The organism is Pantoea sp. App145 (assembly GCF_047947045.1).
Classification (GTDB): domain Bacteria; phylum Pseudomonadota; class Gammaproteobacteria; order Enterobacterales; family Enterobacteriaceae; genus Pantoea.
The window spans coordinates 2,448,516-2,474,507 of the sequence record NZ_CP133290.1; the positions used below are offsets into that span (position 1 = coordinate 2,448,516).

Genomic DNA, 25,992 nt, shown 5'->3' on the forward strand with positions numbered 1-25,992 from the left:
CCGCACGGCTACCGTTTGCCTGCCGTCCTGGTGCACGTCTCTCCGGTGAAGAAACAAAGCAAACGTTTACGTAGCCGCGTATTTCTGGTCGTAAAAGGGGAAACTCAGAAAAAAGGCAAACGATTATCCGGTGAATGACCGGCGGTTTTCAACTGATAATCTGGCATAACGGATTTAACCGCTGAAATTTATCGGGCCGCCCTGCTCCAGCGCCCGCTGCCAGGCTGCCCGCTGTTCCATCCCTTCCAGCCAGCGCAGACTGGCGGGCATATCGCGCAGACCGGTACGCGCGCGCATCGCCAGCAACGGGAAACTCATCTGGATATCGGCGATGGTGAAACGATGACCGGCAAAGTAAGGATGCTGGCTGAGATGTTGCTCAATCACGCCGCCATGCAGCGCCAGCTGCTTGTTCAGCCAGGCTTTCTGGATACCCGCGCTGAGCGCCCTGCCCGCCGGACGCAGCAGCCAGGGCACCGGCTTTTTGCCCAACTGGCCGAACACCAGTTTCATCACCAGCAACGGCATCAGCGATCCCTCGGCGTAATGCAGCCAGTAGCGGGCCTGAATCTGCGCATCCTCATCGGCAGGTTTCAGCCGATACTCGACGTCATATTTTTCTGCCAGATATTCGAGGATGGCCCCGGACTCCGCCACCACCCGATTGCCATCGGTGATCACCGGGGATTTGCCCAGAGGATGGACTTTTTTCAGCGACTCCGGTGCCAGCAAGGTGCCTTCACGTTGGTAGCGCTTGATTTGATAAGGCACCGATAACTCTTCCAGCAGCCACAGCACCCGATGTGAACGGGAATTTTCAAGATGGTGAACGGTGATCATCATGGCTTCCTGACCAATGGATTGACCCGGCAAGTATAGATGATGGCGTCTCAGCGTTTCTGCTCGTCCTGTTGCGGATCGAGTAACACAGCGCCCGACCCCTGCTCTGCCAGACGGTCACCGGGGTTACGCAGCGGACAATCGCGCATCGACAGACAACCGCAACCAATACACCCGTCGAGATCGTTACGCAGCCGCGTAAGTGTTTCGATGCGTTTATCCAGCTCCTCGCGCCAGTGCTGGGTCAGCGCATCCCATTCCTGGGTCGACATACGTTTGTTGGCGGGTACATGCATCAGGCTATCGCTTACCGTGGCGAGAGGAATGCCGATACGTTGCGCGATTTTAATGATCGCCACGCGACGCAGCACATCGCGGCTGTAACGCCGCTGATTGCCGTTATTGCGCGTGCTGGAGATCAATCCTTTGGTCTCATAAAAGTGCAGCGCCGAGACGGCCACGCCGCTGCGTTTCGCTACTTCGCCCGGCGTCAGCACCGGCTTCGGGTAGTTGCGTTCTTTTTTCATTTGGCTCTTTACCTCAAGTTAACTTGAGGAATTATACTCGCTCCCCATTGAAACTTCGAATCTCTACTCAGAAGGATGTGGTTATGATGCAAGAGGAAATCATTCATTCACTGACGCACTGGATCGATCAGAATCTGGATAAAACCCTGTCAATTGATGAAGTAGCGGCCAAATCAGGTTATTCCAAATGGCACCTGCAACGTATGTTCCGTACCGTGACGAAACAAACATTGGGCGGCTATATCCGCGAACGGCGTTTAACGCTGGCAGCAGAAGCACTGCGCCAGACGCAACGCCCGGTATTTGATATCGCGATGCAGTACGGTTATGACTCGCAACAGACGTTTTCCCGCGTGTTTCGTCGTCAGTTCTCGCAAACACCGACTGCCTATCGCCACACCATGCGTCGTCAGGCGATGATCCAGCGTCCACGCCTGGTGAGCTTTGATTGCAACGAAAATCTGGCCAGCTTTACCCAGCGAACCACCGGCGAGTGCTGCCCGATCCGCTAATCCTCTCTGCGCGCCCCCCTGCGGGCGCACCCTGCCTGTCAGGCGCGCGATAAATCGCGCCGCTACCCACCCGTGCAATTATTTGCACAATCCACATAAATGCCGCATCTGACTTCGATAAAATTTTTTCTACCATACAAGGTATAAATTTTGTTCAAAATTTCAAATCGAATGATATAATGTGACCCAAGTCACAAAATAATGCGTAATACGACGGCCTGAAGGGCCTCCCTGACCTTCCTTCTTTGCCGCCAGTGATGTCCGATGAATGTCAGGGATGTTACTGATTCATAGAGGTTCGTTGCAGATGGCTACTTTAACCACCAGTCTTATCGTTATGCGCTGGGAATTGCTGAGCGCAATAATGATGTTTTTCGCCAGCACCCTGAAAATTCGTTTTCGTCAGAACAGCCACCATGTGATGGCGCTGATGTGCGGCGGAATCGGCCTGGGCATGTCCTGCTGGTTTGTCACCGGCCTGCTGGGAATCACCCTGAGCATGGAAAATCTGCATAACTTTATGGAAATCACCAAAAACGCCTTCGTCGAGGTGATGAGCCAGACCCCTGCCGATTGGCCAATGCCCTGATTTCCACCAATAAAAAACCCCGCATCGCGGGGTTTTTTATTTTGCTGTGTGATTTCAAATTTTCTTCAACACGGCCGGGATCTTGACATCCCCCACCGTACCGCCCGGCGTCTTCGCACCGAGACGGTCCTGAATCCACATATCACCCATCATCTGATTAAGCCCACGATCCAGTCCGGTAACCATCCCAGCGCCAGGCGTAAAAGTCAGCTCGCCAAAGTAAACCTGCTGTTCGTGGATATACCAGTCAACACGAACATAATCGAAGTCACTCGCCAGTTTCTTACTCAACGCTAAGGCATGTTGCAGCGCTGCCAACTGCGACGAGATATCCAATCCGGTATCACGGATTTTATGATAGGCCTCATTCAAGTTATTCACATAAAAATTCATTGATATCAGTGGATTGCATCGATTATAAATCACCTGCAACACAAACTCGAAGTTGCCATCGCGTTTATTAAACATATGGAACTTGTAATCAACCGGTGCGGTTTTGCCATCACCAATGTATTTCTCCACCAGAATGCGCGGCTTGATGTAACGGTAATGAATCTCACGCGCCTCATCGGCATAGTCTTTTTTCAGCCAGCGCTGGCAGTTGCTGATGATCTGCTGCTTTTTCAGCGCATCCGGTTCTTCCAGCAGGATTTCCACCATATTGGAGCCGTGATTCGGCTTGATCACCGTGTTTTTCCAGCTTGGCAGCGTATGCAGTGAATGCGGATCGCTGGTTTCATACAGCAATGGAATCAAATATTCACCGCCTATCTTTTCAGCGACGTAATCACGCACCGAATATTTATCCGACAGACGACCATAATTCTGGTAATCGCCATAAACAAACTTACGGTACAGGATCTTCTCGTTAAACACTTTCGGCTCACGCAGATTGGGTAAGCGCCGGAATTTACGAAAGTAAAAAATCCGATCCTGATAAGCCCAGGGCATTTTCCTGATGAAATACCGCACACTTTTTCTCAGTTCATCTTTCAACTTAAGCATATCTGACCTCATTTGTAGGTTTTGTAGTTGAGTGAGGAAACCTGAATTTTGTAAATGACGCCGTTTCTGAAGAAGTAATTCATTACGGTGAGGGACAGAAGTTCCGTCAGGAAAACGCTCCAGGCAGCGCCCATAATGCCGTACCCCTGAATCAGCCACCACGACAGCGGAAGGCCGATGGCGACCAGGCAGAGAATTTTCCTGAGCAGATAATTAAATCCACCCTCTTTAACGATATAGCGGTACGCGACGGTCCCCATCGCCGAAAAACTGGAGGCTATCGACAGCAACGTAATGAGACTTCCTGACTGCGTGTAATCGTGACCATATAAAGCAATGATTATTTTTTCACCATATAAGGCGATGACGAATAACAGAATCAGTGAGACACCCAACACATACCCATTCAGACGCGCCGTGAGCTTAATTGCCGCTTCGCCGCGCTCTCTGAATATTTCCGAAAAGCTGGAAGTGATGATGGCCAGTGGAATAAAGGTCCACGAAGCCGAAATGGTATTGGCCGCAGCGAACAACCCCAGATCGCCTGCTGAAGCGATACCGACCAGAAACATCTGCGCGGTTTTCACCTGTACCGAAATAAAGATGCTGGAGATCGCCAATGGCAGGCCGGCATACAGCAGATAACGCAGATAAGGGCCACGTTTCACGCGCGACGGTGATTGCTCCTGGTTCTCGCGGTAAAAGTTGTAACGCTTGATAGCGTAGGGGACTAGCGTCACGGCCACAATCGACAGAGTCAGCCATAACGGGCTCAGCCGGAACCAGGCAATGCCGAAACTTAGCGCGAAGCCGAGGAGCAGACCGACAGAGTTCGCAATGGTATTGAGACGTGAAGCCAGGCGCGCATTGTTATACACGCTGAAGGTGTCCTGGGTGACAAATACCGAGGCGATGAACGAGGCCAGCGCAAACGCAAGGAAGTTTTCCTGCATGTTGTACCAGACCCAAATCAACACCGGCAGCGAGGTCAGCACCAATAACGCTAACCGCAACGTACGTGCCACGTTCATCAGACGTACGCCTTTTGGCGCACTCTTACTGATGGTTTTGAACAGTATCGTTTCGGTGCCAAACATCGCTACGGTCTGCACCATAGAGAAAAGTGAGGTCGAAAACGCCATTTGACCAAACACTGTTGGGCCAAAGGATTTTGCCACGTAGGAGGTAACAAATATGACGCCAAAAACAGAGACGATCTTCTCAGACATCATCCAGGCGGCATTTGACATTACGCTTAATTTCATCAACTCGTCCTTAGTATTACTTACTGCTACTGCAAGCGGTACAACGTCCTTGAAAAGAATTAAACAAGTCTTAGTGGGCCTGACTTAAATTAATAACTTCAGACCATGCTGGTCCGAAAAATGAGACTCGCATCAGGATTCAGAGAATGAATTCAGGAAAATTCCGATTAAATCCGGCGCGAAACCCTGCGGATGTAAACGATTTCAGTCTCAATTTCGACTAAAAGCTTACTGGCACATCCTGTCACTTTTGCAAGCAGGTCATGCTGATTTTCCAATGAATGTAGAATTTTTCCGCAGTTGGGATGAAATAAATCTATATCAAAAACCCAATACCAGGAAGGTGTTCAACGGCAATCAGAATAAAATAAGACTTATCCCATGATGATATTTATTACAAATAACTTAATTTAATCCTCGCAATTCTAATCGCGCACTTTAATACTGCATTAATAGTGTTTTTGCAGTACCAGATATTAATACAGTAATTCTCATCCACTAATTGATAAGAAAGGTAATAGCATTTATGAGAAAGTCACGATATAGCGAAGAGCAAATCACAAATGCCATTAAAGCTTCTGAAACGGGAGTGAAAGTCAGGGAGATTTGTGAGGAGCTTGGCATTTCCGAGGCCACTTTCTATAGCTGGAAGAAAAAGTTCTCCGGACTCTCTTCCGAAGAAGGTAGAAAAATCAAAGAACTGGAGGACAAGCTCCAGATACTCACCCGCGAACTACAGGCACTCAGTTCTGATAAGGAGATGCTGCAAAGCGTACTGAAAAACTTCTTTACCACCAATGAAAAGCGCCAGGCGGTTAACTTTCTGCAAACCACCTTCGACATTGGAACCCGTCGCAGCTGCCGTTTGCTGGATATTAGCCGTAGCGTTTATCACTATCCCTCAGGTACAGATAATCGCTAACACTATCGCGGCCGTTGTAATTTGATTTAATGCTGGGATTTGTTCTTACCAGAAGAGATGAAGGTCATTTAATTCAGTGTTCGTAACATAACAATTCGCACCATGCTTTCCTGATGAGTTTCATCAGGGAATTGCTTCTTTTTTTGCGGTAAAATTGATTCACATCAGCAAAAGTCTCGCTATTCAAGCTATTTACGCCCGACCCAATCTCATTACGGTGAGATTGGGGCTTTCATTATTACTTAATCAACATTAATGCTCTGCACTGAATGCAGACTATTCTGTTTAGCATTGATGAACAACCCCTGTGAAATCCTTCTCACCATACTCTTTTTTAAACTGGATCTGCGCCAAAATCTGGCGATCACCCCCTTCCACTGCCAAAGAACTATTCGTGCTTTCAATGCCAGGAATTATCCTGAAGAGAAACGTTATCAATACTAAACAATAAAGTGATCCTCTCTGCCTGTAGCATTAATATCCCCTCACTATTCATCGTTAAACTTAAACAGTTTCCCGCGCAGCGATGGCGAAAGAATCTCAACGAATCTGCAACACCTTAAGGAAATGATGGTTCCGGCAGCGCAATATCAGTGCCAAAAGGCGCTAAAAAGCCCCTGATGACAGCAGGTTTTATCCCTGGTTCGCACGCGCGGGTACGCTCACCAACCCTTTTACCGGGTAAATACAGCCAGCATCAGGACAAATTTCAACCTGATATCAGGGTACGGATATGCCATTTAAATGTAGAAATGGCCACACAGAGACGGGAGATTGTTATAAGACGCGGTTTTTTTAGCGCAGAAATGGCAAACAGAGAGGATTTCGGGCTGGTCTTATTCTTAAAAATGCTGGTATTTCAGGATGCCAGCATCGAAGCCGGCATCCTCATACGCTTAAATTTCCAACGATGTCACCACAGGCTGCGGTTTGATACGCATTGCCGCGATAACCCCCATGATCAGACAGCAGATCCCCACCGCAGTTAACATGGGAGGCCAGCTTTGTCGCCACAGGAAAGTCCAGAACAGCCCGGACAAGGTTTCAAACACAATCAATGGCCCCATGATGACCGTAGGCAGACGCTGACTGGCCGCGTTCCAGCACAGTGTCCCAAGCCATGAACAGAACAGGCCAATCGCCAGCATCAGTAGCAGGAACACCTCGGGTTGCGGGCCAAACGGCAGCCCGAATCCCAGCTGTTGCCAGTGGATCTGCCCACACACCAGCAGATAAAACACCAGCGCCAGGGGTAACGTGACCAGCCCCTGCGCTGTCGCCCAACTGCCGGGTTTGTGCTGAGGATGGCTGCGCAACCAGCGAGCATTACGTAATGGATACCAGGTCCAGCAGCCCACCGCCAGCACTGCCAGTAACAGGCCGGTAAGATAACGTGGCCAGTCCAGCGCCGCCCCCTGCGCCTGTAACTCGGCGGCGTTGACGCATACCAGCCCCAAAGAAATAATCAGCAAGGCGGGCGTTAAACGCCGCCATGGCAAGCGCCCTTCCAGATGCCCATAGCAGAGGTTAGCGGTTACCGACATCACCACCGGTAAGGTGCCAATAATCATGGTGGAGACCGGTGCGCCGGTACGCTGAATGGCACTGGCAAGAAAGGCGTAATACATCAGATTCCCCACCAGCGACAGTTTCAGCGCTTCCACCCAGTCTTTGCGCGCCAGCTGACGCAGACGCCGCCGATCCAGCCAGGCGAGGGGTAACGCAATCAGTCCAAACGCGACATAGCGCCCTGCGGACTGCAACGTTCCGGGGTAATCCGGCACCAGCAGCGGGCCGACAAAGATCAGCCCCCACATCAGTCCCGCCGCCAGCGCGAACAATATTCCAGCTAACATAATCTCTTCCTTTATCGCAATTCCGCCACAGTGTGACGGAACAGCGCAGCAAAGGCTTGTAGCAGATTGCTGTTAGCGCGCGGGAAAGACCTGTTTCTGGTAGCGGCCTGGGGTAATGCCATAACGATGGGCGAAGGCTCGCGTCAGGTGGGCCTGATCGGTTAAGCCAACGGCAGCGGCCACCGCCGCCGCACTCTCCCCCTGAGCCAGACGCAATTTGGCGTCATAAAGACGAAATGCCATCAGCATCTGATGTGGCGTCACATGAAACTGCTGGCGGAAACTGCGCAGAAAATGCCACGGTGATAGCCCCGCCAACGCCGCCAGTTCATCCAGCCTGACCGGCTCAGCAAGGTTATCCCGCAGATAGGTTTTCACCTGATCGAAACGGTGTCCCCCCTCAGCCTGGCGGGATTGCCCGCGCCGTGCCAGCGGACGCAACAACTCCAGCAACTCGATCAGCAAACCTTCACGCTCCAAAGCCGTTCCAGCCTGGCATAAGGCCGCCAGCCGCAAAGAAAAGGGCTGCGCCAGGCGCATATCGGTGCGCAGCGCGTCGCTAAACCACCAGCTACGGTCACCGGTGAGTCTCTCCATCTCATCCGGCTGAATGTAGATCATCCGGTAGCGCCAGCCCTCCTCACAGGCTGACTCGCCGGTATGCAACTCATCAGGATTCATCATCACCAGAGAATGCTGCGGCGCGGTGTAGTGGGTACCGCGATAACGGAAGCGCTGCGCTCCAGACTCAATAGTACCGATGCCAAAGGCTTCGTGGGTATGCGGTTCAAAGGCATAGCGGGAGATGTGCGCCTGATACAGCTCAATGCCCGGCAGTTCAGCAAATTGCTGGAACTGCGCCCGATCGCGCTCACAGGGGAAAATTGCAGGGACCACAGACACAGCACACCTCCATCGTTAATAAGATAACCAGCATGCCCCGCCTGGCGGGTGAAATGCAAAACAGATTTGCTTTGCCTGTGATGAGTTTCAGCGCCACACTGGCACGCAGGCATATAAAGGAGGCAATGATGGGCAACAATGTAGTGATGGTGGTGGACATGCAGGACGGTGTGCTGGCGACACCGCGTTTTGATCGTGCCGGACGCTGCGCACGTATTAATCAGCTAATCGCCGCCGCCGACCAGGTGATTTTCATTCAGCACGTCGGCCCCGGGCTGGAAGCCAATAGCGCAAGCTGGGGCATCGTACCGGAGCTTCATCAACCGGCTAACGCTCTCTACGTCAATAAAACCGCCTGTGACGGCTTCTGGCAGACCGACCTGGCGGCAAAGCTGGAACAGCATGGCATTACTTCTTTTGTGATCTGTGGCTGTGCGACCGATTATTGTGTCGATACCACGCTCAAAGTGGGTGCCAGCCTCGGCTATCGCATCACCGTTGCAGCCGACGCGCACACCACTGCCGATCGTACCTTTGTTTCTGCCGAACAGCTCATCAACCAGCATAACGAAGTCTGGGCAGATCTGATTCTGCCGGGCAATCCCGTACAGGTTCGCCCGACAGCCGAACTGCTTGCCAGCTGGCAGGTGGAAGCCGTTAACCCGTAACCGCGCCGCCGAGGCTGATCCCCTGAAACTCATCTGGCAGTGACAGCTTATAAATGGCGAAGCACGCAGCTGCGCCGGGTTGCGCTGCCAGCGGTTGTTTTACCGGGATGTAGAACTGCCGGTCATGACTGATGAAGGTACCGTCCGGCCGCAGTAGCCGCTTATCACTGGTCAGTACCCGTGTCTCACCGGAGGGAGCCAGGACCCGAATATTGTGGGTCACGGTTTCGGAAAAATAGACATTTCCCGCCGAGTCCATGCAACAACCTCCGGAGAAATTATTGTCGTATACCTGCTCAACATGGCTGATGAGTTGCTCATCACTCAGCTCAGTTTGTTGCAGCCAGCGGGTCTCGACCCGATATAGCGGGCCGGTCGGTGCAGCCCAATACAGCCATTGACCATCGGCGGTAATTTCGATCATATCGCTATTGGGCGGATGGAAGGTTTTATCCCCTTTGACCCCGGCTAACATCGCGGGCGGGGCTTTATCTGACGCTTTCACCACGCGCATACCTGACAGGCGGCGCTGCGTTTTGCCACTGACCATGTCATGCACGATGATGCCGCCCAGGCCGGAATCGCTGATATACAGCGCGTTGCCGTGGAATCGCAGATCATTCATTTGCGCGCCTGGCGGCAGGATCTCATCGTCAAAACGCAGGATTTGCAGGATTGCGCCACTGTGGGCATCCAGCTGTACCAGTTTCTGCGCCCCTGGTTGCGGTATCGCATCTTCTGGCGAGAATACCCCCGCACTGAGTGAACCCTGATCGACACACCACACCGTATCATCGGCAAAAATATGCACGGAATTCAGGTAAACAAACGCATTGCGTCCATCTTTGCCGGGTTGCCATTCATTCCAGCTATTGCCCGGAAAGGGTCGCAGGGTGCCATCGGATTCACGTCGCGCCAGTGACGGCGTCGGCTTATCTTTGGCATAGCGCGGCAAGCCAAGAAACAACAGGTTATTACGCGTCAGTGCCACCTGATTCGCCATCCACGGTGAAACTAACGCGACATCCAGTGGCAAAGGATCTTCCGCAGTGAACGCCTGAACATTGCGCACCACGCCCAACGCACTGAGGGCTAATAAAAATGTACGGCGGTTGAGGTTCACTCACGCTCCTTCTTCAGCCGGGATAATTGGTCAGACAGGATGGCGGAGCGGCATGGCGCATGAACGGCTTTTTGTGCCACTTCAGAGGGCATGTGGCAAAAGGTTAAATGAAAGACTATCTCGTGATATACCGCACTCCGTTGTCGTGTCGCGATGCACACGGAAATTTAATCAATTTTTTTGAATATTATCAGCAAAACCCTCAGCTTTTACTTACCGGGCTACAGGTCTATTCTTTCTCACATCGGGGCACAACGCCCCACCAACTAAAAATTATCTCTGAGGAAATGACCATGAAATCCATCAAAACTTTCGTTGCAGTTGCAGCCCTGTCACTGGTTTCTTTCGGCAGCTTCGCACAGAGCATCACCGCTTCCGCTTCAACTCTGGACGGTGCAGAAGCCAAAATCGCCGCTCAGGCAGCGCAACAGGGTGCTCAGTACAAAATCACCGAAGCGAACACCAATAATCGTGTTCATATGACCGCAGAACTGTATAAATAACGGATGGTCGTACAGGGAAGTACTGGGAAAGGTCGCCGCAAGGCGGCCTTTTTCGTATGCGGGATTTGGGCGATAAAAAACCCCGACCAGCGGGGTTTTATAACGTCTGCAAAGCAAATCGAATCAGAACGGAATGTCGTCATCAAAATCCATCGGCGGTTCATTGTTCGCCGGTGCGCTCTGCTGCTGCGGACGCTGCTGTGCGCCGCCACTGAACTGGTTACCGCCGCTCTGCTGCGGCTGCTGCGGCTGCTGCGGCTGGCCCCAGCCGTTATTGTTGCCGCCGCCCTGGCCGCCCATCGGCGCACCACCGGCATTAGCGCCCTGCTGACGTCCACCCAGCATCTGCATGGTGCCGCCAACGTTGACCACGATTTCGGTGGTGTAACGATCCTGACCACCCTGGTCCTGCCATTTACGGGTGCGCAGCTGACCTTCGATATAGACCTGCGAACCTTTACGCAGATATTCACCGGCCACTTCCGCCAGCTTGCCAAACAGCACAACGCGGTGCCATTCAGTGATCTCTTTGTTTTCACCGGTTTGCTTATCGCGCCAGCTTTCTGACGTAGCCAGTGTAATGTTGGCAACTGCACCACCATTCGGCATATAACGCACTTCCGGATCCTGACCCAGATTCCCGACAAGAATCACTTTGTTAACGCCACGACTGGCCATGTTGCTGTCTCCCGATGAGTTAATGCGTCAATTCTAAACGATCAATTCTAACACGTCATGGCGGCTGTTCCCACTTTCGAGCGCGCTTCCATAATAGACAAAAAAAACACAAAATACTGGATATTTATTCAGTCTATTTTTTGTGCCATAATACGCGTTTCTTCTGGCCGCCGTCGGCAAGGCGCGGCGAGTGCTTCTAATCCGGGAAAGGTGAATGGATAAGATCGAAGTTCGTGGTGCCCGCACCCATAATTTGAAAAACATCAACCTGATCATCCCTCGCGACAAACTCATTGTGGTTACCGGCCTGTCAGGTTCCGGTAAATCCTCTTTGGCGTTTGATACGCTGTACGCGGAAGGTCAGCGTCGCTATGTGGAGTCACTCTCTGCCTATGCGCGCCAGTTTCTTTCTTTAATGGAGAAACCGGACGTTGACCATATTGAAGGTCTCTCGCCCGCCATCTCCATTGAGCAAAAATCCACTTCCCATAACCCGCGTTCGACGGTTGGTACCATCACGGAAATCCATGATTACCTGCGTCTGCTGTTTGCCCGCGTCGGTGAACCACGTTGCCCGGATCATGATGTCACGCTGGCGGCACAGACTGTCAGCCAGATGGTGGATCAAGTGCTGTCACAGGAAGAGGGCCGCCGCCTGATGCTGCTGGCTCCGGTGGTGAAAGATCGCAAAGGCGAACACACCAAAACGCTGGAAAACCTGGCGACCCAGGGTTACATCCGCGCCCGTATTGATGGCGAGGTTTGCGATCTCTCCGATCCGCCGAAGTTGGAACTACAGAAGAAGCACACTATCGAAGTGGTGATTGACCGCTTCCGCGTGCGTGATGATCTTGCCACCCGTCTGGCCGAATCCTTCGAAACCGCGCTGGAGCTGAGCGGTGGCACGGCGATTGTCGCGGATATGGACGACAGCAGCGTCGAAGAACTGCTGTTCTCCGCCAACTTTGCCTGCCCGATCTGTGGCTACAGTATGCGCGAGCTGGAGCCCCGTCTGTTCTCGTTTAACAACCCGGCGGGAGCCTGCCCGACCTGCGACGGTCTCGGCGTACAACAATATTTCGATCCTGACCGCGTGGTACAAAACCCGGAACTGTCATTGGCTGGCGGCGCGATTCGCGGCTGGGATCGCCGTAATTTCTACTATTTCCAGATGCTGCGCTCGCTCGCAGAGCATCTGGATTTCGATGTCGAAGCCCCGTTCAACAGCCTGAGCGACAAAGCGCAGCAGGTGATTTTGTACGGTTCCGGTAAAGAAAGCATCGAGTTCAAATATATCAACGACCGTGGTGATACCTCGGTACGTCGCCATCCGTTTGAAGGCGTGCTGCACAATATGGAACGCCGTTATAAAGAAACGGAATCCAACGCAGTCCGCGAGGAACTGGCGAAATTTATCAGCAACCGTGCCTGCGCCAGCTGCGAAGGTACCCGCCTGCGCCGCGAAGCACGTCACGTCTTCGTGGAAAATACCAATCTGCCGACCATCTCGGATATGAGCATCGGTCACGCGATGGATTTCTTCCGCGAACTCAAACTGAGCGGCCAGCGCGCCAAAATCGCGGAAAAAGTGCTGAAAGAAATTGGCGATCGCCTGAGCTTCCTGGTCAACGTGGGCTTGAATTATCTTTCCATGTCGCGTTCCGCCGAGACACTTTCCGGTGGTGAAGCACAGCGTATCCGTCTGGCAAGCCAGATCGGTGCAGGGCTGGTTGGCGTGATGTATGTGCTGGATGAACCCTCCATTGGTCTGCATCAGCGTGATAACGAACGTCTGCTGAGCACCCTGATTCACCTGCGCGATCTTGGCAATACGGTGATTGTGGTCGAACACGATGAAGATGCGATCCGTGCCGCCGACCATATTATTGATATCGGCCCAGGTGCCGGAGTGCACGGCGGCCAGGTGGTGGCGGAAGGTGATGTCAATGCCATCATGGCGCATGAAGACTCCCTCACCGGCCAGTACCTGAGCGGCAAACGCGAAATCGCCATACCGAAGGAGCGCGTCAAAGGTGATCCGGCCAAAGTGCTGAAGCTGACTGGCGCACGCGGCAATAACCTGAAAGATGTGACGCTGACGGTGCCGGTTGGCTTGTTTACCTGTATCACCGGCGTCTCCGGTTCCGGTAAATCTACGCTTATCAACGATACCTTGTTCCCGATTGCTCAGCGTCAGTTAAATGGTGCCACCAGCGGCGAACCGGCTCCGTATCGCGAGATCGCCGGCCTTGAGCATTTCGACAAAGTGATCGATATCGATCAAAGCCCGATCGGCCGAACTCCGCGATCTAACCCGGCCACCTATACCGGCATCTTCACCCCGGTTCGTGAGTTGTTTGCCGGCGTGCCGGAAGCGCGTTCCCGTGGTTATAACCCGGGCCGTTTCAGCTTTAACGTACGCGGCGGACGCTGTGAAGCCTGCCAGGGCGATGGCGTGATCAAAGTGGAAATGCACTTCCTGCCGGATATTTATGTCCCCTGCGATCAGTGCAAAGGCAAACGCTATAACCGCGAAACGCTGGAAATTAAGTACAAAGGCAAAAGCATCCACGAAGTGCTGGAGATGACCATTGAAGAAGCGCGTGACTTCTTTGATGCCGTGCCTGCGCTGGCGCGTAAGCTGCAAACGCTGATGGATGTGGGTCTGTCCTATATCCGCCTCGGTCAGTCTGCCACTACGCTGTCCGGTGGTGAGGCACAGCGCGTTAAACTGGCGCGCGAGCTGTCGAAACGCGGTACGGGCCAGACGCTATATATCCTCGATGAGCCGACCACCGGTCTGCACTTCGCCGATATCCAGCAACTGCTGGAAGTGCTGCATCAGCTGCGCGACCAGGGCAACACCATCGTGGTGATTGAGCACAACCTTGACGTGATTAAAACCGCGGACTGGATTGTCGATCTCGGCCCGGAAGGTGGCAGCGGCGGCGGTGAAATCCTGGTAGCAGGGACACCGGAAACCGTGGCACAGTGTGAAAAATCCCACACGGCACGCTTCCTTAAACCGATGTTAACTAAATAATTCCCTTCCCAGGCCTGCGATTGCGGGCCTGATTTTTTCTGCCGGATTCCGCAGCGAAATGCAGAAACAGGCAAGAATCAGACAACTTCAGGCATATACGCTTTCCACCTGGCTGACTATCCTTACACAGTTCCTTTTTGGCACGCTTAACGTGCCTTTATCCCGCCCGCTTCGGTTGACGGGATCCCGCAAAAACTCTCGACACATCGTAACTGGAGACACCATGAATATTACGCATGCCTATGCCGCACAGGACGCGAAATCCAAACTCGCCCCGTTCGACTATAAGCCGCGCGAACTGCGCGCTCATGATGTGCAGATTGAAGTGTTGTACTGCGGCGTCTGCCACTCTGACCTTCATACCGCGCGTAATGAATGGAAAAACACCATTTTCCCGGTGGTGCCGGGCCATGAAATCGTTGGTCGCGTCACTGCGGTTGGCGCACACACCCACAAATACAAAGTGGGTGATTTGGTAGGTGTAGGTTGTCTGGTTGACTCCTGCCGCAGCTGTCCGAGCTGCCAGGAAGGGCTGGAGCAATATTGCGAAAATGGATTTGTCGGCACCTATAACGGTGAAGATCGCGAAACCAAAGCCATCACCTACGGCGGCTACTCCACCAGCATGGTCGTGGATGAAAACTTTGTGCTGCGCGTACCGGAAAACCTCGATCTGGCCGGTGTCGCACCGCTGCTGTGTGCCGGTATCACCACTTACTCGCCGCTGCGCCACTGGAACGTCGGTCCGGGTAAAAAAGTGGGGATTGTCGGCCTGGGTGGCCTGGGCCATATGGGTGTGAAACTGGCACATGCGATGGGTGCGCATGTGGTGCTGTTTACCACTTCACCGTCAAAAATCGAAGATGGTAAACGTCTGGGCGCTGACGAAGTGGTGATTTCGAAAGATGCCGATCAGATGGCGCAGCACCTCAACAGCTTTGACTTCATCCTCAACACCGTGGCAGCACAGCACGATCTCAACCCGTTTATTGCCCTGCTGAAACGCGATGGCAATATGACACTGGTGGGTGCACCTGAACATGATCACCCGGCACCACAGGTGTTTAACCTGATCTTCAAGCGTCGCAGCATCGCTGGCTCGCTGATTGGTGGCATTGCGGAAACCCAGGAAATGCTGGATTTCTGTGGCAAGCACGGTATCACTTCCGATATCGAACTGATCGCCATGAACCAAATCAACGAAGCCTACGAGCGTATGCTGAAAAGCGACGTGAAGTACCGATTTGTAATTGATATCAACACCCTGCGTGAGGAAGCTGCGGCTTAATCCTCGTTATGGCTGACGCCCGCCGCGCGCGTGGCGTCAGCCTGTTGCCAGGAGGCATCCACCAGATAGTAAATCTGCGAATCCTTCAGTGAACCATCCAGCCACAGGGTACTCCAGTGGGTTTTATTGAGATGCTCACTTGGGAACACATCGCTATGCTCCTCGCGTAGTAACTCTGCCAGCGCAGGCGTGGCTTTCAGCGATACCGCTGGACGCCCCTTAACGTCATGCACCATGGCAAACAAAATACCCTCACTTTTAATCTGCGTGGCTTTCCAGTCACTGTGTACGCTCTGTTCCGCGCCCGGCTTGCTCATGCAATACGTCAGTAAATCCGAAGTGTTCATGATGACTCCCCTTGTAAGGTGGCGACTATGCGCCTCGATCCGCCGTGTACCCGATGTTCACCGAGATAAATCCCCTGCCAGGTACCCAATACCAGCCGTCCCCGGCTGACCGGAAGTAACAAGGATACGCCGAGTAACGATGACTTAATGTGCGCAGGCATATCATCTGCACCTTCATAATCATGCTGATACGGGGCATTTTCCGGCACATGGCGCAGGAAATGTTGTTCCATATCGCTACGTACCGTGGGGTCGCAATTTTCATTGAGTGTCAGCGAGGCTGAAGTGTGTTGTAGCAACAAATGCAGCTGGCCGATACGCACATCTGATAGCGCACGAATTTGCCCGACTACCTCGTCAGTGATCAGGTGAAAACCACGGGGTTTAGCGCTAAGCGTTAAGGTTTGCTGGTGCCACATACTGGAATCCTGAATTAAACACACCGTTTAAGTGTGCAGCATGTCGGCAAAAGGTAAAGGAAAAAGCGGACTGGAAATGTGCGAAAAAAAACCGCCAGCCCGAGGGCATGGCGGCTGATTGATGAAGCACTGCCGCCTACGCGACAAAACCCAATGCTGCCAGTGAAGAAGCACTGGCGCTGATACTTTTTACCGCTTTTTCCAGCGGCAATAGCAGCCCTGCGAACGCCTCTTCGGATAACGCATGTGTTGCAGAGACCTCATCCTTGCCGGACGGTAAAACATCCTCTCCCCGATTGAGGGTTGGCTCCAGATGTATCTCATTGGCATACAGGCATGCCGCCATACACTTTTCCAGCATGTTATGGATTCTTTCGAGGTTCGCCTCATTGAGCGTGATGGCTTTAGGCGTTTTTTGATTTATCTTTGATAAATCTTCAGATTTGCGGAATGACTCCCGTGCCGCAGACAGACTGAGCGCAGGCAAAAATGCCTCGATTTCCAGGTCCAGCTCCTCAAGCATCCCCGCCAGTTTCGGCAACATTTCAACCTGCCTTTGCAGCCCTTCTTTGTTAATAAATCTGCTGTAATCTTTGTCCACTTTGCCACTGTCAAACTCAGCATGCAGTTTATGGGCATACTTCAAAGAATTAACCATCGTTTTGACCTGAGCAGATAAATCATCCTTCAGCGAACCCGTTACGATTGCTGAATAAAGTTTCACGCGATCCTCTTTGGCTTGCGTATCCGCCTTTGATAATTTCTCCACAAATTGTTCCGCACTATATTTCTTTTGTTTTGCGATTGTTTTAGCCGGATTATCACCTCTTGCTATGGAATCGACTAATCGCGTCAAATCACCAAGCGTCGCACTGACCTTTCCTGCTTTCCACTCAACAGTATCCTTCGTGATTTTAGTATCGGTATAGAATGAAAGATACGTTGTAATGCTGTCTGGAATATCTTGCCGAATATTGTCAGTATTAATATTTCTGGTGGCCATTTCATCACAGATAAGATCAAATTCCTGTACATTTCCCTGATGATTTTCAACTGCAAATTCAATCACATTTTTCAGTTTTTCAGCTTTCTCCAGACTAATACCCTTGCTCGCTTTCACCCAATCATATGCACGGTTCAAAAATATCTCAGCAGCCATTACAGGCGTCTTAATATAATCAATCGCGACTTTTAGAGTTTGACTGGCCAACCCTCCCTGAGAACCCTGCACGGCATCTTTCTGACTTCTATGCAAACCCATTGTTGATGTGAAAGCATTCATTTTTGACCGCGAGCTTTCTTTATTTCGTGGTTTTACTTTGGTCAACTCCGGGGGCGCTTCGCTGATGATTAAAGTGCCCTCTGGCAGAGGGTCAGGAGCGGATTTTCGCCCGACCCAGAGGGTATTTATATTTAATTGTGGTTCATCTTTACGTAGACGACCAGCAATGTCATGATTCATATTGATATTGGCCAGGAACGGTAAAAAACGCGGTGTGTTCGCATTGTCAAGTGAGGCTTTAATATCAGATCTATAAGGATTGGCCCAGTTGGGAAATGGGCATCGGTAAGCAAGTAATATTCTGTCTATCGCCGAAGAGAGCAGCTGATTACTGCATTTAAACAAGGCTTTTCCCAGAAGAAGGGAACCGGGACCGGCGACAGCAGCCGGAAGTACCGCACCCGCAATTGCGGTACTGGCCGCCCAGGCTACGCCTCCAACGACCGTTTTAGCCGACTCCTGAGCCAGCTCTTTTGCAATCAATTTAGGTAGCTCGCCCTTCGTAATGGTGTTAAGTTGCCCATCTAAAACAATCATCGTGACAAAAACATTTTCGAAACCTCGGAAACAACTGCGATACTTTTCAATCAGTTCATTATCAGTGAGTTTTTTCAAATTCATCGCAATATCAATACTTCTGAAAACTGAGCTAATCTCTCCAGATGGATTTTTCAGATTGTGAATATGATTTTGATCAAAAAGACCATCACTTGATAATGAGCTTACTATTTTATCACTATCACTGCTGTCAGCATCCTGTGCTAAGTGTTTGATTACGATGATTGAACTGTTGGTTCGCTCACATAACTGACTTAACTCATTGAAAGCGCCTTTATGTTGCTGCAGATCAGAAAAGGTTTTATCATCAATAATAAATGCATCACCTTGCCCATTAACTGATTTAGGCCGATAGATTCCAACACTTAAATCCCCATCAGTGTCAGATATGGCGTGCTCTTCATAATCGAAACCGCCATCACTTTGTCCAGATTCTGTTGTCGCGGCAGGAATTGAGGTAGCGGGCACCTCATTATAAACTCGAGCTTGAATAACATCTCCCAACATAATAAACCTCCTGATTGCAAAGTCATTCAACAAGAACAAAAGGTTTATTAAAATCTTCCAGAAGAATACTAAAATTTAGTGGAATGGATTTATAAAACCCTTTAATTCTTTCTGATTCAGGACTAATTATTCTTTAGGCTACTTACTGAGATCTTCTGTTTTCTGACAAAAACTATTGTTTTTCGGCAAGCTTGATGATTTATCCATAAAAAAACCGCCAGCCCGAGGGCATGGCGGTTCAGATACGGCCAGAGACAGGCGTTACATCACGGCAGCAAAGGCTTCTGCAACCTGATGGACGTTGCGGCTGTTCAGACCCGCCACACACATACGACCGCTGGCGATCAGGTACACGCCGAATTCGTCGCGCAGGCGATCAACCTGCTGTGCACTGAGGCCGGTGTAGCTGAACATACCGCGCTGCTTCAGCAGATAGTCGAAGTTTTGGCCCGGCAGTTTCTCACGCAGTACCGCGACTAACGCCTGACGCATTTCGATAATACGCACACGCATCGCTTCAACTTCCGCCAGCCAGTTTTTCAGCAGCGCTTCATCATTCAGCACACAGGAAACCACCTGCGCACCAAAGTTAGGCGGGCTGGAGTAGTTGCGACGCACAGTCGCTTTCAGCTGACCCAGCACACGACCCGCTTCTTCTGCGCTATCACAGACAATAGAGAGTCCGCCGACGCGTTCACCATACAGTGAGAAGATTTTCGAGAAGGAGTTGCTGACCAGCGCCGGCAGACCTGCTGCGGCAACCGCGCGAATCGCATAGGCATCTTCGTTCATGCCTGCGCCAAAGCCCTGATAAGCGATATCGAGGAAAGGAATCAGTTCCTGCGCCTTCAGCACCTCAACGGTTTGATCCCACTGTGCATCAGTGAGGTCGGCACCGGTCGGGTTGTGGCAGCACGGATGCAGCAGCACAATGCTTTGCTTCGGCAGGGTTTTCAGCGCTGCGATAAAGGCATCAAATTTCACGCCGTTGGTTTCTGCGTCATACCAGGGATAGGTATTCACCTCGAAACCCGCGCCGTTAAAGATAGCGATATGGTTTTCCCACGTTGGATCGCTGACCCAGACATTTGAATTCGGGAAGTAACGCTTGAGGAAGTCCGCACCCACTTTCAGCGCACCTGAACCGCCCAGCGTCTGAATGGACGCAATGCGACCGGCTTTCAGCATCGGGTGCTCATTGCCAAACAGCAGCGGGGCAATCGCGTTACGATAAGGACCGAAACCTTCCATTGGCAGGTAGAGCGAAGCCTGATGCGGTGCCGCCTGCAGGCGTTCTTCCGCTGCGGCGACGGCCTGCAACTGAGGAATGATGCCCTGCTCGTTGTAATAGAGGCCGATGCTCAGATTCACTTTGTTGTCACGCGGGTCCTGTTTGAAGGTTTCCATCAACGACAGAATCGGATCGCCGGCATAGGCATCAACATTTTGAAACACGGTGCAGATCTCCATGATTGGTCATAAAAGTCAGGTAACGATGCATCATCAAACCATATAGCGGCCGGGGCGGTGATTCATGGCGATGATCAGATTGAGGACCACCGCGCCCGCTATCGAGGCAAGCAACATAGGTACAGAGACCACAAATAACGACGCCAGCACCACGCAGGTATCGACGGCCATTTGCAGTTTTCCGGCGCGCAGACCGATGCGGTCCTGCAGCCAGAGCGCCAGAATATTGACGCCACCAAGGCTGGCCTTGTGACGAAACAACACTATAAACCCAATTCCCATCACCACGTTACCGAACAATGTCGCATAAAACGGATTTAGCGCAGAAAAATGGATGAACAGCGGATGCAGATGGGTAAAGAGTGACACCAGCGCCACGGCACAGAAGGTTTTCAGGGTAAATTCCCAGCCCATACGACGCACTGCCAGCCAGTAAAACGGCAGGTTAATCAGGAAAAACGCGCTGCCAAACGAAAGCGGCGTCAGATAGCTAATTAAAAAAGCTATCCCGGCAGAGCTGCCGGTGAGCGCACCGGCCTGCTTCAGCATAATGACGCCAAAGGAGACCATCAGCGTACCCAGCACAATCGCCAGAGCATCTTCAATGCGGGAATGGGGGATTTTGGTAGGTTGAACAACGTTATCCATGGATTTTTCTCATTGCAATTGATGCGGTTCAAATGCAAAAAACGCACCACATCGGCGACGTCTGCTCGTCGCCGATGGGTGCCAGTGATTATCCAATTGATAACTAAGGCGCTTTATTGCAGGTTTTTGTGCATTGACGAATGACTAATCCATAAATCCATGCACAAATCTGTTATCCGGTGCGCGTTTTTTGCATTTGAATGGCATTAACTGCACCAGACTAGCACATCACGCACTTTTTTGGCGCGTTTTGTGCTCGGGAATTATCATCAAACCGTTCTCTTTTAAACGGCTTAATACCACCGACGTTTTCACATGGGCCACGCTTTGATGACCCGACACCAGCTGGCTGATTAACGCACTCAATGAAGCCAGGTCAGACACGGCAACTTTCAGCAGATAATCGGCGTCGCCAGTGGTTTTAAACGCATCGACGATGGCGGTTTCCTGCTCAACCATCCGGTGAAAACTTTCTTCGTAATCGGGGGTGTGATTAATCAGCCGCACTTCAATCAAACCCACCATGCCGAGGCCGATAGCATCGGGCGACAACCGGGCGTGATAGCCGAGAATCAGGTTTGCCTGTTCCAGATTGATGCGGCGGCGTGAACATTGGGACGCCGAAAGGCCCACCAAATCACTGAGTTCCTGGTTCGTGAGGCGGCCATTAGATTGTAATAATGTCAGTATCTTAAGGTCGTAATCGTCTACCTGAGTCATTCTGCTTCCACAGCGTAATAGGGTGCGCTTTGCTACAGATAACCTGATTAAAGACGGGGTTGTCCAACACTATTTTGTGATGACGTGAAATGCATGCACAAATCGTGCATGCATAGGGGGAAAGAGGATTATTCGTCGTCGTATTGCGGGCCTGCGTAGTTATCAAAACGCGACCAGTGACCATTGAAGGTCAGACGTACTGTACCGATCGGTCCATTACGTTGTTTACCGATGATGATCTCAGCGATACCTTTCAGATCGCTGTTTTCGTGATAAACCTCATCACGATAAATAAACATGATCAGGTCAGCATCCTGCTCGATCGAGCCGGATTCACGCAGATCCGAGTTGACCGGGCGCTTATCAGCACGCTGCTCCAGCGATCGGTTCAGCTGCGATAACGCCACGACCGGCACATTCAACTCTTTTGCCAGCGCCTTCAGCGAGCGCGAGATCTCCGCAATTTCCAGCGTACGGTTGTCGGACAGCGATGGCACACGCATCAATTGCAGGTAGTCGATCATGATCATGCTCAGACCGTCGTTTTCACGATAGATACGGCGTGCACGGGAGCGCACTTCCGTCGGCGTCAGACCAGAAGAATCATCGATATACATATTCTTCTTTTCCAGCAGGATACCCATGGTGGCCGAAATACGCGCCCAGTCTTCATCTTCCAGCTGGCCGGTACGGATGCGGGTCTGATCAACGCGTGATAATGAAGCCAGCATACGCATCATGATCTGTTCGCTGGGCATTTCCAGACTGAAGATCAGTACCGGTTTTTCCTGCAACATGGCGGCGTTTTCGCACAGGTTCATGGCGAACGTGGTTTTACCCATCGACGGACGAGCTGCAACGATAATCAGATCCGAGCCCTGTAAACCGGCGGTTTTTTTGTTCAGATCCTGATAACCGGTATCCACCCCGGTAACACCATCGTGCGGCGTGGCAACCAGCGATTCAATGCGCGATACCGTGGCTTCGAGGATTTGCTCAATGTTTTTCGGGCCATCATCTTTATTTGCGCGCTGTTCCGCGATTTTAAAGACGTTAGATTCGGCGAAATCGAGCAGATCTTCACTGCTGCGCCCTTGCGGATCATAACCGGCATCGGCGATCTGGTTCGCCACCGAGATCATTTCTCGCACCACCGCACGTTCACGTACGATATCCGCATAAGCGCCAATGTTCGCGGCACTTGGGGTGTTTTTCGCCAGTTCGGCCAGGTAGGCAAAGCCCCCCGCCATATCCAGCTCACCACGTGTTTCCAGCGATTCCGACAGCGTAATTAGATCGATAGGTTGACCGGCTTCCAGCAGCCGTTGCATTTCGGAGAAGATCAGCCGGTGTGAGCGATTGAAAAAATCATCCGCGACCACACGCTCGGACACATTGTCCCAGCGCTCGTTATCCAGCATCAACCCACCGAGTACCGACTGCTCCGCCTCAATGGAATGCGGCGGCATTTTCACACCTTCCAGCTGACGGTCGCGGGGTTCGTTCGATTTGTTGGTGGGTTTATTTCCTGCCATAGTGAATGCATTACCGATCTTAAGTAGTGACGCGCAAGTATAACGTCACAGGCTGAACAATCACAGGAGTCAGAATGGCAAAGCGTATTCAGTTCAACGAACACGGCGGCCCTGAAGTGTTGCAATGGGTGGATTTTGATCTTGCCGATCCCGCTGAACATGAAGTGCAGGTAGAAAACCGGGCGATTGGCATCAATTACATCGACACTTACGTGCGCAGCGGATTATATCCGGTCGCGGCGAAGCCATCCGGGCTGGGCACCGAAGCGGCGGGCGTGGTGAAAAAAGTCGGTTCTGCGGTGACGCGTTTTAAGGCGGGCGACCGCGTGGTCTACTGCCAGTCATCCCTCGGCGCGTACAGCGAGGCGCACAATGTGCACGAAGATCGTCTGGTGATTTTGCCGGAGCGAATCAGTTTTGAGCAGGGAGCCGCCTCGTTCCTGAAAGGTCTGACGGTGCAATATCTGCTGCGCCAGACCTATAAAGTCAAACCGGATGAGACGTTCCTGTTTCACGCGGCGGCTGGCGGAGTTGGCCTGATTGCCTGCCAGTGGGCGAAAGCGTTAGGTGCGCACCTGATTGGCACCGTCGGCTCAGCCGAAAAAGCGCAGATGGCCAAAGATGCCGGTGCCTGGGCCACCATTAACTATCGCGACGAGAATATTGCGCAGCGTGTTAGCGAGCTGACGAACGGTAAAAAAGTGGCGGTGGTGTACGACTCCGTCGGTAAAGATACCTGGGAGCCTTCACTCGATAGCCTGCGCCGTCATGGCCTTATGGTGAGTTTTGGTAATGCTTCCGGTGCCGTAACCGGTGTCGATTTGGGGATTCTGAATAAGAAAGGGTCGCTGTTTGTCACTCGCCCTTCGCTGTTCGGCTACATAACTAACCGTGAAGAACTCGACAGCGCCAGTGCTGAACTGTTTTCTCTGATCGCCAGCCATGCGATTAAAATCACCGTGCCGGAACAGCAAAAATTTGCGCTGAGCGATGCGGCCGAGGCTCATCGGGTGCTGGAAAGCCGCGCCACGCTGGGATCCAGCCTGCTGATTCCCTGACGCCAGAAAGCAAACGGGGCTTCCCGTAGGAAGCCCCTTTTTCTTTTTTATAGTTCGCGCTGGTGTAGGGACAGCGGCGATGAATTCATTGTTGACTCAACGGCAGCTATCCTGGCAGAAAACATAAGTAAAAAATATGTTTAATTGCGTATTTGTACTAAGCAATGATTAACTCTGTGATCACACCCGCATTTAGCGCCAGCCATTCTTCTCTAACTTACTGATTTTTCTTTTCAGTCGCTGCATCTTTATTTCACCATCAGGCGTGGTGAAGGCTCGATATAACCAGACGGCGACCACGGCCAGCACCAGCCACGGCAACAATTTAATAACAAGCGCAAACAACCCACCGAGGAACATCAGCACCGTTGCAACAATCAGCGCCGCAATCACGCCCAGCAATGACACGCCGGTCAGCAGCAGCATGAGAAAAAAGCCGATAATAAATAATATTTCCACGAAGGCTCTCCTATGTTGGTAACAGGAGAGGCATTACAAGATGCGTGCCAGAATGAGAATTGCGCTAACTCGCTGATATTGTTGGATGTCGTGCGAATTGCGTGCAGATGAAATGGTGAAATTGACTAACTTGTGGTGTAAATAAAACCGTGTTCTGTGATGCCAGATCATAGATCTGCCATAACAGCGCGATAAATCGCGCCGTTACGAATCCAATCAGGCTTCCTGTGGGATCTTATCCGCCACCAGTGCCAGTGCGGCTTCCAGCACACGCACATCCGCTCCCGGTTTGTGCGCATTTTCGCTCAGATAACGACGCCATTGGCGTGCGCCCGGGATTCCCTGGAATAGCCCCAGCATATGGCGTGTGACGTGGCCGAGGTAAGTCCCCTTCGCCAGTTCCGCTTCGATATAAGGGTACATACTGCGCACCACCGCCACAGGATCCACCACCGGGGTATCACGCCCAAACAGTTCACGGTCAACCTGCGCCAGAATGCCGGGGTTCTGATAGGCTTCGCGTCCCATCATCACACCATCCATATGTTGCAGGTGGATTTTCGCCTCTTCCAGCGTTTTAATACCGCCATTGATAGCCATAGTTAACTGCGGGAAATCGCGCTTCAGTTGGTAGACGCGTGGATAGTCGAGTGGCGGGATCTCACGGTTTTCTTTCGGACTCAGACCCGAAAGCCAGGCTTTACGCGCGTGTATAATGAAGGTGTCACAACCCCCCTGCTGCGCCACAGTGCCAACGAAATCGCACAGGAATGCGTAGCTATCCTGATCATCAATGCCGATGCGGGTTTTCACCGTCACCGGAATGCTCACCACATCGCGCATCGCTTTAATACCATCCGCAACCAGCGCAGCTTCTCCCATCAGACAGGCACCGAAGCGACCATTCTGCACACGATCGGACGGACACCCTACATTAAGGTTGATCTCGTCATAGCCACGCGCTTCTGCCAGCTGTGCACACTGCGCTAACGCCGCCGGATCGCTGCCACCCAGTTGCAGTGCGACCGGATGCTCATCCTCGCTAAAGGCCAGATAATCGCCCTTACCATGAATGATTGCGCCGGTGGTCACCATTTCGGTGTAAAGCAGCGTATCGCCGCTTAACTTGCGGTGAAAATAACGACAGTGACGGTCAGTCCAGTCGAGCATGGGAGCAATGGAAAAACGTTGCGAAGAGAAAGTATCGGTCATGAAACGCAGTAAATCCGGGGTTAAGTGATGACAATCTGCGCAATCATACCACAGG

25 protein-coding genes are annotated in these 25,992 nt (G+C 51.9%); 8 read left to right on the top strand and 17 right to left on the bottom strand.

Translation table 11 applies throughout. The features are described from left to right. Window positions 1-174: 174 nt before the first annotated feature. The gene (locus RCF31_RS11190) at window positions 175-840 is read right to left on the bottom strand and encodes a glutathione S-transferase family protein (RefSeq protein WP_416413244.1); all 666 of its coding nucleotides are present in this window, start codon (window positions 838-840) and stop codon (window positions 175-177) included. 50 nt (window positions 841-890) lie between these two features. After that, a complete protein-coding gene (soxR, locus tag RCF31_RS11195) occupies window positions 891-1,367 on the bottom strand; it encodes a redox-sensitive transcriptional activator SoxR (protein ID WP_084871857.1) in 477 nt (158 codons plus the stop codon). Between the two features lie 83 nt (window positions 1,368-1,450). Here soxR and soxS point away from each other — a divergent pair, with 83 nt between their 5' ends. Continuing rightward, window positions 1,451-1,879 carry a superoxide response transcriptional regulator SoxS gene (gene soxS, locus RCF31_RS11200; RefSeq protein ID WP_084871856.1) on the top strand — a complete coding sequence of 143 codons (429 nt, stop codon included), beginning with the start codon at window positions 1,451-1,453 and terminating at the stop codon, window positions 1,877-1,879. Window positions 1,880-2,186: 307 nt separating this feature from the next. Next, on the top strand, window positions 2,187-2,468 hold the full coding sequence (locus RCF31_RS11205) for a YjcB family protein (protein WP_084871855.1): 282 nt from the start codon (window positions 2,187-2,189) through the stop codon (window positions 2,466-2,468). A gap of 54 nt (window positions 2,469-2,522) precedes the next feature. Here the strand turns inward: RCF31_RS11205 and RCF31_RS11210 are convergent, their stop codons facing one another. Both RCF31_RS11210 and RCF31_RS11215 read right to left on the bottom strand, forming a co-directional pair. Then, entirely contained in the window at window positions 2,523-3,473 is a 951-nt protein-coding gene (locus RCF31_RS11210; RefSeq protein WP_416410478.1) for an ATP-grasp fold amidoligase family protein, read from the bottom strand. A gap of 8 nt (window positions 3,474-3,481) precedes the next feature. Further along, a complete protein-coding gene (locus RCF31_RS11215; protein ID WP_416410480.1) occupies window positions 3,482-4,738 on the bottom strand; it encodes an oligosaccharide flippase family protein in 1,257 nt (418 codons plus the stop codon). Between the two features lie 526 nt (window positions 4,739-5,264). Between RCF31_RS11215 and RCF31_RS11220 the strand changes: the two genes are divergently transcribed. Further along, complete coding sequence (locus RCF31_RS11220) at window positions 5,265-5,660, top strand: transposase (RefSeq protein ID WP_084871852.1); 396 nt, start codon at window positions 5,265-5,267, stop codon at window positions 5,658-5,660. An 896-nt stretch (window positions 5,661-6,556) separates the two neighbouring features. Here RCF31_RS11220 and RCF31_RS11225 read toward each other — a convergent pair. Both RCF31_RS11225 and RCF31_RS11230 read right to left on the bottom strand, forming a co-directional pair. Further along, window positions 6,557-7,516, bottom strand: a complete 960-nt coding sequence (locus RCF31_RS11225) for a DMT family transporter (protein WP_416410483.1) — start codon at window positions 7,514-7,516, stop codon at window positions 6,557-6,559. Between the two features lie 72 nt (window positions 7,517-7,588). Further along, the gene (locus RCF31_RS11230; protein WP_416410485.1) at window positions 7,589-8,419 is read right to left on the bottom strand and encodes an AraC family ligand binding domain-containing protein; all 831 of its coding nucleotides are present in this window, start codon (window positions 8,417-8,419) and stop codon (window positions 7,589-7,591) included. A 128-nt stretch (window positions 8,420-8,547) separates the two neighbouring features. Between RCF31_RS11230 and RCF31_RS11235 the strand changes: the two genes are divergently transcribed. Continuing rightward, on the top strand, window positions 8,548-9,087 hold the full coding sequence (locus RCF31_RS11235) for an isochorismatase family protein (RefSeq protein ID WP_299458339.1): 540 nt from the start codon (window positions 8,548-8,550) through the stop codon (window positions 9,085-9,087). Here RCF31_RS11235 and RCF31_RS11240 read toward each other — a convergent pair. After that, window positions 9,077-10,210, bottom strand: coding sequence for an L-dopachrome tautomerase-related protein (locus tag RCF31_RS11240; protein ID WP_416410487.1), 1,134 nt, complete (start codon window positions 10,208-10,210; stop codon window positions 9,077-9,079). The genes RCF31_RS11235 and RCF31_RS11240 overlap by 11 nt on opposite strands. A 293-nt stretch (window positions 10,211-10,503) precedes the next feature. On the opposite strand from RCF31_RS11240, the gene RCF31_RS11245 reads away from it, so the two are divergent. Further along, entirely contained in the window at window positions 10,504-10,713 is a 210-nt protein-coding gene (locus RCF31_RS11245) for a YdgH/BhsA/McbA-like domain containing protein (protein ID WP_013512484.1), read from the top strand. Between the two features lie 123 nt (window positions 10,714-10,836). Here the strand turns inward: RCF31_RS11245 and ssb1 are convergent, their stop codons facing one another. Further along, window positions 10,837-11,391: a single-stranded DNA-binding protein SSB1 gene (gene ssb1, locus RCF31_RS11250; RefSeq protein WP_416410490.1), complete on the bottom strand. Its 555-nt coding sequence runs from the start codon at window positions 11,389-11,391 to the stop codon at window positions 10,837-10,839. A 214-nt stretch (window positions 11,392-11,605) separates the two neighbouring features. Here ssb1 and uvrA point away from each other — a divergent pair, with 214 nt between their 5' ends. Together uvrA and RCF31_RS11260 are read left to right on the top strand one after the other, a co-directional pair. Further along, window positions 11,606-14,434 carry an excinuclease ABC subunit UvrA gene (gene uvrA / locus RCF31_RS11255; protein WP_299458230.1) on the top strand — a complete coding sequence of 943 codons (2,829 nt, stop codon included), beginning with the start codon at window positions 11,606-11,608 and terminating at the stop codon, window positions 14,432-14,434. A gap of 223 nt (window positions 14,435-14,657) precedes the next feature. Further along, window positions 14,658-15,722, top strand: a complete 1,065-nt coding sequence (locus RCF31_RS11260; protein WP_084871842.1) for an NAD(P)-dependent alcohol dehydrogenase — start codon at window positions 14,658-14,660, stop codon at window positions 15,720-15,722. Here RCF31_RS11260 and RCF31_RS11265 read toward each other — a convergent pair. From RCF31_RS11265 to dnaB, 7 genes are all read right to left on the bottom strand, one after another. Beyond that, window positions 15,719-16,069, bottom strand: coding sequence for an MmcQ/YjbR family DNA-binding protein (locus RCF31_RS11265; RefSeq protein ID WP_299458235.1), 351 nt, complete (start codon window positions 16,067-16,069; stop codon window positions 15,719-15,721). The genes RCF31_RS11260 and RCF31_RS11265 overlap by 4 nt on opposite strands. Further along, complete coding sequence (locus RCF31_RS11270; RefSeq protein ID WP_084871840.1) at window positions 16,066-16,488, bottom strand: secondary thiamine-phosphate synthase enzyme YjbQ; 423 nt, start codon at window positions 16,486-16,488, stop codon at window positions 16,066-16,068. Before RCF31_RS11270 ends, RCF31_RS11265 begins: the two co-directional genes overlap by 4 nt. A gap of 136 nt (window positions 16,489-16,624) precedes the next feature. Further along, entirely contained in the window at window positions 16,625-18,835 is a 2,211-nt protein-coding gene (locus RCF31_RS11275) for a hypothetical protein (RefSeq protein ID WP_416410494.1), read from the bottom strand. 261 nt (window positions 18,836-19,096) lie between these two features. Then, window positions 19,097-20,290 carry an amino acid aminotransferase gene (locus RCF31_RS11280; RefSeq protein ID WP_299458237.1) on the bottom strand — a complete coding sequence of 398 codons (1,194 nt, stop codon included), beginning with the start codon at window positions 20,288-20,290 and terminating at the stop codon, window positions 19,097-19,099. Between the two features lie 48 nt (window positions 20,291-20,338). Then, complete coding sequence (locus RCF31_RS11285) at window positions 20,339-20,953, bottom strand: YitT family protein (protein WP_299458239.1); 615 nt, start codon at window positions 20,951-20,953, stop codon at window positions 20,339-20,341. A 228-nt stretch (window positions 20,954-21,181) separates the two neighbouring features. Beyond that, on the bottom strand, window positions 21,182-21,673 hold the full coding sequence (locus tag RCF31_RS11290; protein ID WP_084871837.1) for an Lrp/AsnC family transcriptional regulator: 492 nt from the start codon (window positions 21,671-21,673) through the stop codon (window positions 21,182-21,184). A 128-nt stretch (window positions 21,674-21,801) separates the two neighbouring features. Then, a complete protein-coding gene (dnaB, locus tag RCF31_RS11295) occupies window positions 21,802-23,208 on the bottom strand; it encodes a replicative DNA helicase (protein WP_084871836.1) in 1,407 nt (468 codons plus the stop codon). Between the two features lie 74 nt (window positions 23,209-23,282). Between dnaB and RCF31_RS11300 the strand changes: the two genes are divergently transcribed. Then, complete coding sequence (locus tag RCF31_RS11300) at window positions 23,283-24,266, top strand: quinone oxidoreductase (protein ID WP_416410497.1); 984 nt, start codon at window positions 23,283-23,285, stop codon at window positions 24,264-24,266. A 192-nt stretch (window positions 24,267-24,458) separates the two neighbouring features. On the opposite strand, the gene pspG is transcribed toward RCF31_RS11300, so the two are convergent. Both pspG and dusA read right to left on the bottom strand, forming a co-directional pair. Then, the gene (pspG, locus tag RCF31_RS11305) at window positions 24,459-24,725 is read right to left on the bottom strand and encodes an envelope stress response protein PspG (RefSeq protein WP_299458248.1); all 267 of its coding nucleotides are present in this window, start codon (window positions 24,723-24,725) and stop codon (window positions 24,459-24,461) included. Window positions 24,726-24,941: 216 nt separating this feature from the next. Continuing rightward, window positions 24,942-25,937, bottom strand: coding sequence for a tRNA dihydrouridine(20/20a) synthase DusA (gene dusA / locus RCF31_RS11310; protein ID WP_299458250.1), 996 nt, complete (start codon window positions 25,935-25,937; stop codon window positions 24,942-24,944). Window positions 25,938-25,992 lie beyond the last annotated feature (55 nt).

Coding starts and splice junctions, on each gene's coding strand:
- RCF31_RS11190 (WP_416413244.1), bottom strand. CDS start 840: ATGATCACCGTTCACCATCTTGAAAATTCCCGTTCACATCGGGTGCTG.
- soxR (WP_084871857.1), bottom strand. CDS start 1,367: ATGAAAAAAGAACGCAACTACCCGAAGCCGGTGCTGACGCCGGGCGAA.
- soxS (WP_084871856.1), top strand. CDS start 1,451: ATGATGCAAGAGGAAATCATTCATTCACTGACGCACTGGATCGATCAG.
- RCF31_RS11205 (WP_084871855.1), top strand. CDS start 2,187: ATGGCTACTTTAACCACCAGTCTTATCGTTATGCGCTGGGAATTGCTG.
- RCF31_RS11210 (WP_416410478.1), bottom strand. CDS start 3,473: ATGCTTAAGTTGAAAGATGAACTGAGAAAAAGTGTGCGGTATTTCATC.
- RCF31_RS11215 (WP_416410480.1), bottom strand. CDS start 4,738: ATGAAATTAAGCGTAATGTCAAATGCCGCCTGGATGATGTCTGAGAAG.
- RCF31_RS11220 (WP_084871852.1), top strand. CDS start 5,265: ATGAGAAAGTCACGATATAGCGAAGAGCAAATCACAAATGCCATTAAA.
- RCF31_RS11225 (WP_416410483.1), bottom strand. CDS start 7,516: ATGTTAGCTGGAATATTGTTCGCGCTGGCGGCGGGACTGATGTGGGGG.
- RCF31_RS11235 (WP_299458339.1), top strand. CDS start 8,548: ATGGGCAACAATGTAGTGATGGTGGTGGACATGCAGGACGGTGTGCTG.
- RCF31_RS11245 (WP_013512484.1), top strand. CDS start 10,504: ATGAAATCCATCAAAACTTTCGTTGCAGTTGCAGCCCTGTCACTGGTT.
- ssb1 (WP_416410490.1), bottom strand. CDS start 11,391: ATGGCCAGTCGTGGCGTTAACAAAGTGATTCTTGTCGGGAATCTGGGT.
- uvrA (WP_299458230.1), top strand. CDS start 11,606: ATGGATAAGATCGAAGTTCGTGGTGCCCGCACCCATAATTTGAAAAAC.
- RCF31_RS11260 (WP_084871842.1), top strand. CDS start 14,658: ATGAATATTACGCATGCCTATGCCGCACAGGACGCGAAATCCAAACTC.
- RCF31_RS11265 (WP_299458235.1), bottom strand. CDS start 16,069: ATGAACACTTCGGATTTACTGACGTATTGCATGAGCAAGCCGGGCGCG.
- RCF31_RS11270 (WP_084871840.1), bottom strand. CDS start 16,488: ATGTGGCACCAGCAAACCTTAACGCTTAGCGCTAAACCCCGTGGTTTT.
- RCF31_RS11275 (WP_416410494.1), bottom strand. CDS start 18,835: ATGTTGGGAGATGTTATTCAAGCTCGAGTTTATAATGAGGTGCCCGCT.
- RCF31_RS11285 (WP_299458239.1), bottom strand. CDS start 20,953: ATGGATAACGTTGTTCAACCTACCAAAATCCCCCATTCCCGCATTGAA.
- RCF31_RS11290 (WP_084871837.1), bottom strand. CDS start 21,673: ATGACTCAGGTAGACGATTACGACCTTAAGATACTGACATTATTACAA.
- dnaB (WP_084871836.1), bottom strand. CDS start 23,208: ATGGCAGGAAATAAACCCACCAACAAATCGAACGAACCCCGCGACCGT.
- RCF31_RS11300 (WP_416410497.1), top strand. CDS start 23,283: ATGGCAAAGCGTATTCAGTTCAACGAACACGGCGGCCCTGAAGTGTTG.
- dusA (WP_299458250.1), bottom strand. CDS start 25,937: ATGACCGATACTTTCTCTTCGCAACGTTTTTCCATTGCTCCCATGCTC.